Genomic DNA, 12,970 nt, shown 5'->3' with positions numbered 1-12,970 from the left:
AACCTCTCTTCCCCTTGTCTCCGGGAATGCGGGGAGCGTTACTCGTGCGCTTGGCTAGTGTCGACGCAGAAACATCGGTCGACATCGACGAGGAGATTTCCATGTCGTTCACGGACGAAGAGATCGCCTACCTGCGGTCGCAGCCGATCGCCCGCGTCGCCACCGTGGGCGCGGACGGGCAACCCGACGTCGTTCCACTCGCCTTCGAGTTCGACGGAACGGACTTCTGGGTGGGAGGTTCCGGACCGTCCGTCGCCGGTACCCGCAAGTTCCGGAACATCCGGGCCGGGAACGACAAGGTGTCGCTGGTCGTCGACGACCTGGTGTCGTTCGAGCCGTTCGTCGCGCGATCCATCCGGGTCTACGGCACGGCCGATCAGCCGGTGGAACGGGACGGAATGGTCGGCCCCGGTCTCTATGTGCGCATCGCACCAACCATCTCGTGGAGCTGGAACATGGCGGGAGAACCTGCCGGCGCCGAATGGTACGAGCCGAGGCGGACCGTTCACGTCAGAAGAGAGTGAGCGCCGGTCCGGGACGACCGACCCCGACCAGTTCACCGCGATCGGGCTCGACGGCCTCGGCCTGTCCGGCCTGTCCGGCCTCCCGATGGTTCGCCGCGCCGCCCAGACCGTACCGGTCGACGAGAGGGTCGACGCGCTGCTTCAGCCACGATGTGTACTCGGGCGGAACGTAGGCCGCCCGCCCGTATAACTGCCGGTACTGACGGACGAGCGCCGGATGCTCCGTCGACAGCCAGTTCATGAACCAGCCCTTGGTACTGCCGCGCAGGTGCATCGGGAAGACGGTCACACCCGAGGCCCCGGCATCTGCGATGGATTCGAGTAGTCCGTCCAGATGCCGTACCGAATCGGTCAGGAAGGGAATGACAGGGGCCACCATCACATTGCAGGGCAGGCCGGCGTCGGTGATCGCCCGGATCAGATCGAGGCGCGCCTTCGGAGTGGGTGTGCCCGGCTCGATCGACTTCTGGAGGTCGGGATCGTGGATCGCCAGCGACACGCCGATGCTGACCGGCACCTGCTGGGCCGCGAGCGTCAGCAGCGGGAGGTCGCGCCGCAGCAACGTCCCCTTGGTCAGTATCGAGAACGGGGTGGCGGATTCGGCCAGCGCTCGAATGATGCCGGGCATCAGACGGTACCGGCCCTCCGCTCGTTGATAGGGATCGGTGTTGGTGCCGAGCGCCACGTGCTCCCGCTTCCACGACCGGCGCCCCAGTTCCTTGCGCAGCACCGCCGCGACGTTGGTCTTCACGACGATCTGACTGTCGAAATCGCGGCCCGCGTCGAGGTCGAGGTATTCGTGGGTGGGCCGCGCGAAGCAGTAGCGACAGGAATGTGAGCATCCGCGAAAAGCGTTGACGGTGAAGCGGAAAGGCAGTTGCGACTCCTCGGGCATCTTGTTCAGCGCGCTCTTGCAGAGCACCTCGTGGAAGGTGATGCCGTCGAACTCGGGTGTCTGCACGCTGCGCACGAGCCCGGCGCGCTCCAGCCCCGGCAATGCACCGTCGTCGGCGTCGACCGCTTGCCCATCCCACCTCATGAGTACATGCGAACATTTGTTCTAACCGGTGTCAAGACTTCGACCCGCGGAGACCGGATCGTGGGGAAAGACCGCGCTGGTGAGCGCCGGATCGGGGCTTGCGACAATGTTGCCCATGTCGAACAGAAACAACGTCTCGTCCGGTTCCGAATGGGAAGCCAAGATCGGCTATTCCCGCGCCGTGCGCATCGGCCCGCTCGTGTCCGTGTCGGGCACCACGGCGTCGGGTCCCGACGGCCCCGTCGGCGGAAACGATCTCGGCGAACAAACCCGGGAGGCACTGCGCCGGATCGAGGCAGCACTCACGGAGGCCGGCGCGAGCACGACCGATGTGATCCGCACCCGCATGTACCTCACCGACATGAGCCGGTGGGAAGAGGCCGGCATCGCGCACGGCGAGGTCTTCGGCGAAATCCGACCCGCCACCACGATCCTCGAGGTCAGCGCGCTGATTGCCCCCGGCCTGCTCATCGAGATCGAGGCCGACGCCGTCATCGGCGACTGACCGACGCGGGGAGGCGGCACCTCACCAACCCGTTCACGACGCACGCAATTGCGTGCTGAGCACCGCCGACCGAGTACAAGGTCGAGGCGGCCCATCGAGTGATCGATTCGGGCCGGACCATTGCCTCCGTCGCCCGTGATCTCGGCCTGAACGAGAGCCTGCTCGGGTCGTGGGTCGCCGACGAACGCCGCCGCACCGAGGCCGCCGCCCAGGGGGACACGCCGTTGACCCCGGCCGAGCGCGACGAACTCACCCGACTGCGCAAGCAGGTCGTCGAGCAGGAAAAGGACATCAGTTTCTTGAAAAAAGCGTCGGCGTACTTTGCGGCGAACCATCAGAAGTAGAGCGTTTCGAGCTGATGGCTGCAGAGTGCGCCGACACCGGCATCAGCCGGATGGCGCGTCTGCTGGGCGTGTCGACCTCCGGATACTACGACCACAAAAACCGTTCCACCACCACGGAGATGACTTCACTCAGACAACGACGAGCGGACCTGACGGTCAAGATCCTCGACTTCCACCGGGCGTCGGACGGGGTCTACGGCGCCCCGCGGATCACCGCCGATCTGCGGGACGCCGGCGAGGTCGTGACCGAGAAAACGGTGGCTAAGATTATGGCGGAGATCGGCATCGCCGGGATCAGTCCCCGCACCTTCACCGTCACCACCCGCGTGGGGCCGAACGCCTCATTCCCGCCCGATCTGGTCCGGCGGAGGTTCGACCAGGGTCGGATCGACGCCGTATGGACCACCGATATCACCTACCTGAACTGCGGAGAAGGTGACATGTACCTGTGCGCGTTCAAAGACGAACACTCCAAGAGGGCGCTCAGGTGGAGTGCCGACGACCATATGCGGACCGAGCTGGTCACCGACGCGCTCGAGCAGGCGGTCGCAGCCCGCGGCGGCAAATGCGAAGGCACCATTGTGCACTCGGACCGTGGGGTGCAATACACGGCCGATGCCATGGACTCCACCTGCACCCGGCACGGGCTGCGCCGATCAATGGGCCGGACCGGAGTTTGTTGGGACAACACGGGCGCCGAATCGCTATGTCCACTTTCAAACACGAGTAATACTACCGGCATGAATTTGTCACCAAAGCGGAATTGGTTGCCGCCATTGACAAATGGATGAACACCTATAATAGTCGTCGTCGGCACTCGTCAATCGGGGTGCTCAGTCCGGACAACTACGAACGATCTCTGACTATGCCCGGTTCGGATCAAGCCGCTTAACCAGCTGTCCGCTGTTTGGGTGAACCGCAGACTGCCCTCGAGCGTTTGTTCGTGCGCAGAGTCGAATACTAGACAGAAAGTATGAGCGGTGAACGGATTCGAAGACGGCGATCATGCAAATATCGCGCAATTGTTTCACGGTATTGTCGAGCAGTCCGTTGCTGGTATCTATCTTATTCAGGACGGCACGATGCAGTACGTGAACGATAAGTTCGCGGACTTCTTCGGGACCACGCCGTCACGGTTCATCGGTAGACCGTTAGCAGATGTTGCTCCGCCTGAGCAACGCCAGAGTTTGGTGGCGCAATACGAAAGGCGAGTTCAGGGCTCGGACCAGGGGTCTCATTTTCTCATTCGTGCCAATGTCCGACGCCGAGGCCCCCGGTTGATCGAAATCCATGGGCGGCAGGTGATCTATCGAAACCGGTCGGCGGTCGTGGGGATCGGTATCGACGTGACCGAACGCGAGAAGGCGCTCAAGGACATTGAGGCGTCTCGATCGCAATTGCGGGCGTTGATGTCGGCCGTCGAGACGATTCAGGACACCGAGCGCGCGCACATCGCCCTGGAGTTGCACGACGATATCGGGGGGTTGCTGACGGCGTTGAAGTTCGATGTTGCGCGACTGCGGCGACGCCTTACGGACGCGCCCGCGCCGAATTCCGGAACCCGATCAGAGCCCACCGACATCGCTGGACTACTGCAGTTGACGCACGAGATCTCCGGTACGGCGCAGGAAGCGATCGACGCGGTGCGCCGGATTTCGGATGAGCTGCGCCCTTCCCTCATCGATCACCTGGGCATGCTCGACGCGATCCGCGATCACGCCGCGAAGTTCCAGGCACGCTACGGCATTAGCTGTTCGGTCACCGTTCCGCAGACCGAGTCCGCGGCCGACCCGGCGTCGGAACGAGACCTGTTCCGGATCATTCAGGAAGCGTTGACGAACGTCGCCAGACACGCATCTGCGACGAAGGTAACCATAACGCTCGTGCGTGACGACGACACCCTCGAGGCGACGATCGAAGACGATGGCGTCGGGCTTCCGACCTCAATCGAGGAGTCGACCGACGGGCTGGGTCTGGCGGGAATACGCGAACGCGCCCGGCGTATCGGAGGGCACACGACGATCGGAAACTCGACCGCGGGTGGCGCACGCATCGAGGTACGGGTCCCGTGGGCGTTCGCGAGGTAGCCACGAGCACCGGGGCGGTCAATCGATGAGTCGATTACGTACCGCGTACTGCACCAACGCCGCATTTCCGTCCAGCCCCATCTTCTTCAGCAGCCGGGACCTGTAGGTACTGACCGTCTTGATACTGACGTGCATTTCCTGCGCAATAGCGGTCAGACTGACGCCATTGGCAATCTGCATCATGACCGAATATTCACGCTCCGACAGTGTCAGGTGCCGATTTTCGCTCTGCAGGACGTCGACGTTCTCGAGCATCTGCTCCGCAACGTCTGGAGTGATGTACCGGCCGCCCGCCACCACTTTACGGATCGCGGCGATGAGCACCTCGGCGTCCATGTCCTTCGACACATAGCCGCTCGCGCCGGACTCGAAGGCGCGAAGCGCGTACTGCTTGGCCGAGTACATGCTCAACATGATGACCGGCAGATGCGGTGCGATGCGCGCGATTGCGGGCAGGAGTTCGAGACCGCTGCGGACCGGTAGGTTGATGTCGAGGAGAACCACACTGAACGAATGTTCTCGGATGAGTTTTAACGCGGTGGTTCCGTCGGCGGCCTGCATCACGGAGTCGATGCTGCGGTCTTCTTCGAGTAGGCGCACAAGTCCGGCTCTGAAGATGGTGTGGTCGTCCACGAGCAACACGTTGATCATTTTCTCGGTGCCCTTCCCGAATAGTCGGTCCTGATGGTAGCGACCCGCCGAGCACCGCCGGACCCTGGAATTTTCCGGGCGTGCCGATGCCGGGCGGGTTTACGCAGAGCCGTGATCGGCATTTCCGGCGTGACGATCGGGCGATCGATGTCGATGTGTGTCGGATAACTCCGACGCCGAGCGTGGTGTTCTTCCGACAGACACCGAGGGGCGAACCGCGGAAGTATCGGCCTTACCAAGGCATACCAGTGGGAAGGGCCGAAACCCGATGAACTACACACCTCCGATCCGTGAGATGCAGTTCGTACTGCACGAGGTGCTCGACGCCGCCGCTACGCTTCAAGGCGCCGGGGTCGACGTCGACCGCGACACCATCGACGGAGTGATCGAGGGTGCCGGCGACTTCTGTGCTCGCGTACTCGCTCCGCTCAACACCGTGGGTGACCGCGACGGGTGCCGTCTGGTCGGCGACACGGTGGTGACTCCCCCGGGGTTCAAGAAGGCGTACGACCAGTACGTCGCCGGCGGGTGGCCGGCGGTGGACTGCGATGTCGAGCACGGCGGCGGTGGTATGCCGTCCACCGTCGGTTCCGCTATCAAGGAGATGCTCGCGTCGGCCAATCCCTCCTGGACCCTCTACACGAGCCTGTCCGCCGGCGCGTACCGATGCCTCAACGCAAATGCGTCAGAGGAACTCAAGCGCCGCTACCTGCCGCAACTGGCCTCCGGTCAGTGGACCGGCACCATGTGCCTGACCGAGCCGCATTGCGGCACCGACCTGGGCCTGCTCACCACCCGCGCGGTACCGGCCGATGACGGCAGCTACCGGATCACGGGGGCGAAGATGTTCATCACGTCCGGTGAACACGACCTTGCCGAGAACATCGTGCACCTCGTGCTGGCCAGGACCCCCGATGCCCCCAAGGGCACCCGCGGTATCAGCCTGTTCGTCGTCCCGAAACGTACGGTCGACCCCGACGGCTCCGTCGGCGACCGCAACGGTGTGTTCTGCGACAGCATCGAGAACAAGATGGGGTTGCACGGAAGCGCGACCTGCGTGCTGCGCTTCGACAACGCCGTCGGACACCTCGTCGGCGAGGTGAACAAGGGTTTGGCGGCGATGTTCGTGATGATGAACGGCGCCCGCCTCGGCACCGGTGTGCAAGCGCTCGGCATGAACGAGGTGGCGAACCAGAAGGCCCTGACGTACGCCCGTGAACGCATCCAGTCTCGGGCACCGGAGTCGATGCGCTCACCGAATCAGGCCGCGGACCCGATCATCGATCAACCGGATGTGCGGCGCATGCTGCTCACCCAGAAGTCCTGGTCGGGTGGATCGCGGCTGTTCCTGTACTGGTTGGCATTGCAGGTCGACCTCCGCAAGTCGTCGCCCGATCCGTCGGTCCGCGAGTACGCCGAAGACATGCTGTCCCTGCTGACCCCGGTGGCCAAGGCATTCGTCTCCGATCGTGCGGTCGATTCTGCATCGTTGGGGATGCAGGTCCACGGCGGCGCCGGCTACATCGCCGATTACGGCGCCGAGCAGACCTTCCGGGACACCCGGATTCTCCCGATCTATGAGGGGACCAACGGTGTGCAGTCCCACGACCTGCTGCAACGGAAGGTACTCAGCGACGGCGGTCGCCGGTTCAAGCAGCTCGTCGAAATGGTCAGTGGCTATGCACAGACACTCGACGGCCGGCAGGAGATGGATCTCTTCCGGGTTGCTCTCATAACGCTGGCCGGGGAGATCGACACCCTAGTCACCGACCTGGCCCGTTGGGCGCAGGATGACGACTGCCGGGTCGGGACCAGTGCGGTCGATTTCCTCAATCTCGTCGGTTACTACGTACTCGCCTACTTCTGGGCGCGTGCCGCGGACACCGTGCTGCAACTGGGCGATCAGGCCACCGACTTTCACCGTCAGCAACTCGCCATCGCGCGCTTCTACTTCGACAAGCTGCTGCCCGATACGTTCTCGCTGCTGGTCCGAGCCCGCTCGGACACAAAGATTTTGATGGACGACGCAGCCATCGCCTTCTAAGGGTTCCGCCGCGTCACCACAGGACTCTCCTCTTCTCCACACGCCTCGACGACATCGATTCTTCGAGGCACGATCACAGAAGGCCGCACACGATGACCAACACCAAGAACTTGTTTGCACTCGACGGACGCACCGCTCTCGTCACCGGCGGATCGCGTGGCCTCGGCCTGCAGATCGCCGAGGCACTCGGCGAGCAGGGCGCTCACGTGGTGATCAGCTCACGCAAGGCTGACACCTTGCAGAGCGCGCAGGAACGATTGTCCGCCAAGGGAATCAAGAGTGAATGGATCGCCGCCGACTCGAGCCGCGAGGAGGAGGTCCTACGGCTGGCGGACGAGGTCCTCGAGCGAGTCGGAACGATCGACATCCTCGTCAACAACGCCGGTGCAACCTGGGGCTCCCCGGCCGAGGACCTCCCGCTCGCCGCGTGGGACAAGGTCATGAATTTGAACGTCCGCTCGCTGTTCCTGCTGTCGCAGCAGATCGGCAAGCGCTCAATGCTCCCGGCCGGATACGGGCGAATCATCAACCTCGCCTCGATCGCCGGCATGAAAGGTAACGCCCCCACCGGCGCGAAGACGATCGCCTACAACACCAGCAAGGCCGCGGTCATCAACTTCACCCGCGCCCTCGGCGCAGAATGGGCCCCCCACGGCATCACCGTGAATGCGTTGGCACCCGGCTTCTTCCCGTCCGACATGACCCGCGGCACGCTGGAGAAGCGGCTCGACTCGATCACCGCCCGCATTCCGCAGGGCCGGATCGGCGACGATAACGACCTCAAGGGTGCCGCGTTGCTCTTCGCCAGTGACGCCGGCAAGCACATCACCGGCCAGATCCTCGCCGTCGACGGCGGCGCCACCGCAATCTGACCGTCCTATCTTCTGTCTTCCATGAAAGGTACCCGATGACTACCGAAACGAAGCCCGGTCAGGTCACCATGCGGATCGACGGCCGGATCGCCCTCATCACCGTCGAGAACGAGGCGAAGAAGAACGCCTACAGCCCGGAGATGATGGAGCAGCTGAGCGACCATCTGACTGCCTTCGATGATGACGACGACCTCTGGGTGGCCGTGTTCTGCTCGGCCGGCAAGGATACGACCGCTGGCCTGGACATGCCCAAGTTTTTCGGCCCGAATGCGACGGCGAAGCCCCGCGATCCCGACAAGGTCGATCCGTTCGGCCTCGGCCGCCGATGCCGCAAACCGGTCATCGCGGTCGTCCAGGGCCTCACCTTCACCGTGGGCATCGAGATGATGCTCGCCGCCGACATCGTCGTTTCCGCCGACACCGCCCGGTTCCAGCAGCTCGAATCCAAGCGGGGCATCGCACCGATCGGCGGCGCCCATTTCCGCTACCTGACACGCACCGGGTGGGGAAACGCGATGTACCACCTGTTCCTGTGCGACCAGTTCGATGCTGATACCGCCCTGCGGATGGGATTCGTCCAGGAGGTCGTACCCTTCGGGCAGCAGATCGACCGAGCGATCGAACTCGCCCGGAAGATCTGCACGAACGCCCCGCTCGGGATCCGGGCGACGAAGGTCGGTGCGATGGCGTTCCTCGACGCAGCCGAGCAGGCCGCGATCGCGCAGATACCGGCTATTCGCGAGCAGGTGATGAACTCCGAGGACTGCAAGGAAGGCATCCAGTCCTTTATCGAGCGGCGCGAAGCCGTATTTCAGGGTCGCTGAGCCGGATTCAGAAAGAGAAGAGTTTTTCGTATGAGCGAGACAACGCAGATCGTGGACCTGTCACAGACCGTGCGATACGAGGTGCGCGGTGATGTCGCGGTGATCCGGTTGGCGAACCCGCCGGTGAACGGACTCGGTGACACCATCCGCACCGGACTGTCCGCAGGGATCTCCGCGGCGCACGATGATGCGGTCCGCGGCGTGGTCATCGTCGGTGACGGCAAGGGATTCTGCGGCGGGGCAGACCTGCGCCAGTTCGGAACACCGGCCGCCGCCGTGAAACCCTCAGTGGCGGAGGTCTTCGACCAGATTCAGGCCCTGCGCAAACCGGTGGTGGCCGCCATCCACGGCTTCGCCCTCGGCGGCGGCCTCGAGCTGGCGTTGGTGTGCAACTACCGCATCGCCCAGACCGGGGCGACGATCGGGCTTCCCGAGGTCAACGTGGGTCTGCTCCCCGGTGCCGGCGGCACCCAGCGCCTGCCGCGGCTGATCGGCACGGCCGAGGCGCTGCACATGATCCAGAACGGTGCCACCGTGTCGGCGTCCCGCGCCGCAGAACTCGGCATCGTGGACCACTGTGTGGCCGGCGACCCACTCGAGGCTGCACTGGCCTTCCTGAACAACAGTGTCCCCGAAAGTACCTCGGCACCAGTCATCGATGATCGGTCGCTCGCGAGTGGCGATGGCGTCGACTTCGACGCCGCCCGCAGCCGCGTTCGGCCGAGCACGCGCAATGGGGTGGCACAGCTCGCGGCAATCGATGCGGTCGAGGCTGCCACCACTCACCCGATCGGAGAAGGCCTGGCGCTCGAACGCACCGCATTCGTGCGATTGGTCGACAGCCCCGAAGCGAAGGCACTGCGCCACGTCTTCTTCGCCGAAAAACAAGCGGCCAAGGTCGCCGACATCGACCGTGCCACGGCTCCACGGCCGATCGAACGGGTCGCCGTGATCGGCGCCGGCACCATGGGCACCGGGATCGCGATGGCCTTCGCCAACGGTGGCTTCCCGGTAGACCTGATCGAGCAGAACACCGACGCTCTCGAGCGCGGCGTGGCGACGATCCGCAGCAACTACGAGGCCACCGCCGCAAAGGGTCGGCTGACCGCGCAACAAGTGGAGCAGCGAATCGCCTTGATCGAGCCGAGCCTCGACCTCGGAACCGCGTCCACGGCGGACCTCGTCGTGGAAGCGGTCTTCGAGGACATGGCGGTGAAGAAGGAGGTGTTCGCGAAACTCGATGCCCTCTGCAAGCCGGGCGCGCTGCTGGCCTCGAACACCTCCCGGTTGGATGTCGACGAACTCGCCCGGTCTGTCTCCCGGCCGCAGGACGTCATCGGTTTGCACTTCTTCAGTCCGGCGAATGTGATGAAGTTGCTCGAGGTGGTGCGCGGCGACGCGACGGCGGACGACGTCGTCGTCACCAGCCTGGCGCTCGCGCAGAAGATCGCGAAGGTTCCGGTGTTGTCGAAGGTGTGTGACGGGTTCATCGGGAACCGGATGCTTTCGCCGTACCGCCGCGAGGCGGACTTCCTTCTCGAAGAAGGCACCACGCCGGAGCGGATCGACAGCGTCCTACGGGACTTCGGCCTCGCCATGGGACCGTTCGCCATGTCCGACCTGGCCGGGCTCGACATCGGATGGGCAGCCCGCAAGCGCCTGGCTCCGACGCGGCCCCAGCACTTGCGGTACTCCCGGGTCGCCGACGTTCTCTGTGAGAGTGGCCGCTTCGGACAAAAGACCGCTGCCGGCTACTTCCGGTACGAGGATGGCAGCCGGAATCCGGTGCCTGATCCGGTGGTCGAGGAGGTCATCCTGCGCTGCGCCGCAGAAGACGGGATCGAGCGCCGGGAGATCAGTGACGCCGAGGTCGTCGACCGGTGCATCCTCGCGCTCGTGAACGAGGGCGCGAAGATCCTCGGTGAGGGCATCGCTCAGCGCGCGTCCGACATCGATGTCGTCTACGTCGATGGGTACGGCTTCCCCGCCTACCGGGGTGGGCCGATGCACTACGCGCAGACCCTCGGCCTTGCCGAGGTGCTCCGCAAGATCCGCGAGTTCGAAGCAACGCATGGGGAGTGCTGGACTCCCGCGCCGCTGCTCGAAAAGCTCGTCCGCGACGGGGAAACCACCTTCCAATAGACCACCGCTGCGCGAAAGGCGCAACGCGGCAGTTCATACCGGTGTCGCCCCCCGTTCGGAGCTGGGCAGGCCGACACCGGTATCGGCCTGCCCGCAGGTAGAGGAACAGCCTCTTCCTGCGGGCAGCCGTCCGGAAGCGGTGTCAGAAGATTCCGACACGAGCGGCCTCGGTTGTCCTACAGACACCGTGACGGCATCCGGCGAGAATTCTCTTCGTGGCGCGGATCACATGCCACGGACATCGGGGGGTGTCGTCATCGTCGGGGCGCCTACCGGCCCCGTATTCGGAAGGAAACATCCAGTGACCGTCGGAAAACTCGAGGAGACGGCAGCCGCGCAGTCGTCCGGGACTCGGAGAACTGCCTGGTCGATGACCGCGGTGGTCATTCTCCTGTACATGATCAACTACGCCGACAAGGCCGTGTACGGCATCATCGCCCAGCCGCTTGCTCGTGAGCTGGGCTTGACGTCGTCGCAGATCGGCATGGTGGGCAGCCTGTTCTTCCTGATGTTCACCATCGGCGGCTTCGCCTCAGGGCTCCTGAGCCGGTGGTTCGGTCTGCGCTGGGCACTGTTGGCGCTCGCGCTGGTCTGGTCAGCCACAGTCCTACCGGTGGTGCTGTCGGCCACCCTCGCGGTGCTGATCGCCAGCCGGATGGTCCTCGGCTTCGCCGAAGGCCCGAGTGCGGCCCTCATGCACACCGCGGTGTACTCCTGGCATGCACCGGACAAGCGCGGCTTCCCCAGTGCGCTTCTTCTCAGCTCCGTCTCGATCGCCAAGATCGTCTTCGCGCCACTGCTGACCTACATCACCGTCTCCTTCGGCTGGCGGACCGCCCTGATCACGATGGCGATCATGGGCGCCCTGTGGTGCATCCTGTGGGTGACCAGTTGGTCGCAAGGACCGCATTTGGCGCCGGCCGCCAAGTCCACGGGCGAGCAGCAGTCCGACAACGCCGTGCCGTGGCTGTCCATCTTCCGCACGCCCACCTTCATCTTCGGCGCCCTGCTGTTCATGGCCTATTACGCGCTGCAGGCGGTGATTCTGACCTGGCTGCCGTCGTACTTCGAACTCGGACTCGGCTTCTCAGCCCAGCAGGCAGGGTCGATGTTCGGGATCCCCAGCATCTTCGCCCTCGTCTACATGCTGACGATCTCGCGCGTGAGCGACCGCCTGATCGCCCGCGGCTCCACCATACGGCGGGCGCGCGCGGTCGTCGCCGCCTCCGGTGTCGCGCTCGGCGCCGTGATCCTGCTGTTCGTCCCGTACGTCGACTCACCTCTGGTGGTGGTTGCAATGATCTCGCTGGCCTACGGTGTCGCATCTGGTGCCGCTCCGCTGCTCAACACCGCGGTCAGCGTGATCTGCCCCCAGCGGCAGCTGGCCGGAACGCTGGGGGTGTACATGGCGATCATGTCGGTCGGCGGCCTGATCGCCCCCTGGCTGGCCGGAGTCATCGTCGACCACGCCGCGACAAAGGCGGACGGGTTCGCGCTCTCCTTCCAGATCCTCGGTGCGGCCGCCGGAGTGTTCGCTCTGCTCGCGCTGACGTTCATCAACCCCGACAGAGATCGACTCCGGGTACTCCCGGCGACGACAGCAGACACGGAGGCAGTGTGAGAACCTTCGCCGGCATCTCCGAACTCGAGAAAGCCGTCGGCACCCATCTCGGATACAGCGATCGGCACCATCCCACCCAGGGCCAGATCGATCGCTTCGCGGCGGCCACCGGCGATCACCAGTGGATCCATTCGGCCGTCCCGGTGAGGTCACGACTCCGCGCCGGCGTGGAGTTGCGCGAACTCACTACCGGCACATCCGGCACCCGATGCCGAACACGAATCACGATCGAGCGAGCAGGCAGCGACAAGCCGGCCTGCGTGGCCGAAACCCTATCCCTACTTGTTCCCTGAATCGCTTGGAACGCAAGGAGAAAA

At 64.4% G+C, this 12,970-nt stretch carries 12 protein-coding genes and 2 pseudogenes; 12 read left to right on the top strand and 2 right to left on the bottom strand.

Annotated elements, in window-relative coordinates; genetic code table 11:
* Positions 1-101: 101 nt before the first annotated feature.
* Positions 102-524, top strand: coding sequence for a PPOX class F420-dependent oxidoreductase (locus ACNJ7E_RS31270; RefSeq protein ID WP_280782191.1), 423 nt, complete (start codon positions 102-104; stop codon positions 522-524).
* Here ACNJ7E_RS31270 and ACNJ7E_RS31265 read toward each other — a convergent pair.
* Positions 511-1,563, bottom strand: coding sequence for an Rv2578c family radical SAM protein (locus ACNJ7E_RS31265; RefSeq protein ID WP_280782192.1), 1,053 nt, complete (start codon positions 1,561-1,563; stop codon positions 511-513). The genes ACNJ7E_RS31270 and ACNJ7E_RS31265 overlap by 14 nt on opposite strands.
* A gap of 115 nt (positions 1,564-1,678) precedes the next feature.
* On the opposite strand from ACNJ7E_RS31265, the gene ACNJ7E_RS31260 reads away from it, so the two are divergent.
* The 5 genes and pseudogenes from ACNJ7E_RS31260 to ACNJ7E_RS31240 all read left to right on the top strand — a co-directional run bounded on the left by ACNJ7E_RS31260 (position 1,679) and on the right by ACNJ7E_RS31240 (position 4,499).
* Entirely contained in the window at positions 1,679-2,068 is a 390-nt protein-coding gene (locus tag ACNJ7E_RS31260) for a RidA family protein (RefSeq protein WP_418341769.1), read from the top strand.
* Positions 2,069-2,148: 80 nt separating this feature from the next.
* Positions 2,149-2,412 (top strand): annotated as a pseudogene (locus tag ACNJ7E_RS31255) (transposase); the annotation flags it as partial.
* 5 nt (positions 2,413-2,417) lie between these two features.
* A pseudogene (locus ACNJ7E_RS31250) lies at positions 2,418-3,203 on the top strand (IS3 family transposase); the annotation flags it as partial.
* Positions 3,176-3,304 (top strand): hypothetical protein, encoded by a 129-nt coding sequence (locus ACNJ7E_RS31245; RefSeq protein WP_418341768.1) that lies wholly within the window; start codon positions 3,176-3,178, stop codon positions 3,302-3,304. The pseudogene ACNJ7E_RS31250 and the gene ACNJ7E_RS31245, both read left to right, overlap by 28 nt.
* Before the next feature lie 88 nt (positions 3,305-3,392).
* Positions 3,393-4,499 carry a PAS domain-containing sensor histidine kinase gene (locus ACNJ7E_RS31240; RefSeq protein ID WP_280782194.1) on the top strand — a complete coding sequence of 369 codons (1,107 nt, stop codon included), beginning with the start codon at positions 3,393-3,395 and terminating at the stop codon, positions 4,497-4,499.
* 18 nt (positions 4,500-4,517) lie between these two features.
* Here ACNJ7E_RS31240 and ACNJ7E_RS31235 read toward each other — a convergent pair whose 3' ends face one another.
* Entirely contained in the window at positions 4,518-5,132 is a 615-nt protein-coding gene (locus ACNJ7E_RS31235) for a response regulator (RefSeq protein ID WP_280782195.1), read from the bottom strand.
* Positions 5,133-5,445: 313 nt separating this feature from the next.
* On the opposite strand from ACNJ7E_RS31235, the gene ACNJ7E_RS31230 reads away from it, so the two are divergent.
* The 6 genes from ACNJ7E_RS31230 to ACNJ7E_RS31205 all read left to right on the top strand — a co-directional run bounded on the left by ACNJ7E_RS31230 (position 5,446) and on the right by ACNJ7E_RS31205 (position 12,946).
* Entirely contained in the window at positions 5,446-7,194 is a 1,749-nt protein-coding gene (locus tag ACNJ7E_RS31230) for an acyl-CoA dehydrogenase family protein (RefSeq protein ID WP_489686850.1), read from the top strand.
* 92 nt (positions 7,195-7,286) lie between these two features.
* Positions 7,287-8,066, top strand: a complete 780-nt coding sequence (locus ACNJ7E_RS31225) for an SDR family oxidoreductase (RefSeq protein WP_418341767.1) — start codon at positions 7,287-7,289, stop codon at positions 8,064-8,066.
* Positions 8,067-8,101: 35 nt separating this feature from the next.
* Positions 8,102-8,890, top strand: a complete 789-nt coding sequence (locus ACNJ7E_RS31220) for a crotonase/enoyl-CoA hydratase family protein (RefSeq protein WP_418341766.1) — start codon at positions 8,102-8,104, stop codon at positions 8,888-8,890.
* 30 nt (positions 8,891-8,920) lie between these two features.
* Complete coding sequence (locus ACNJ7E_RS31215; RefSeq protein ID WP_418341765.1) at positions 8,921-11,032, top strand: 3-hydroxyacyl-CoA dehydrogenase NAD-binding domain-containing protein; 2,112 nt, start codon at positions 8,921-8,923, stop codon at positions 11,030-11,032.
* A gap of 301 nt (positions 11,033-11,333) precedes the next feature.
* Positions 11,334-12,653 carry an MFS transporter gene (locus ACNJ7E_RS31210; RefSeq protein WP_418341764.1) on the top strand — a complete coding sequence of 440 codons (1,320 nt, stop codon included), beginning with the start codon at positions 11,334-11,336 and terminating at the stop codon, positions 12,651-12,653.
* Positions 12,650-12,946: a hotdog family protein gene (locus tag ACNJ7E_RS31205; RefSeq protein WP_280782201.1), complete on the top strand. Its 297-nt coding sequence runs from the start codon at positions 12,650-12,652 to the stop codon at positions 12,944-12,946. The genes ACNJ7E_RS31210 and ACNJ7E_RS31205 overlap by 4 nt, the downstream gene beginning before the upstream one ends.
* The last annotated feature ends 24 nt before the right edge of the window (positions 12,947-12,970 follow it).

The sequence above is a fragment of the Rhodococcus mengyinensis genome (assembly GCF_048381435.1).
Classification (GTDB): domain Bacteria; phylum Actinomycetota; class Actinomycetes; order Mycobacteriales; family Mycobacteriaceae; genus Rhodococcus_F; species Rhodococcus_F opacus_D.
Note: the sequence above shows the minus strand (reverse complement) of the source record. Positions and strands in the feature narration are given on the sequence as shown.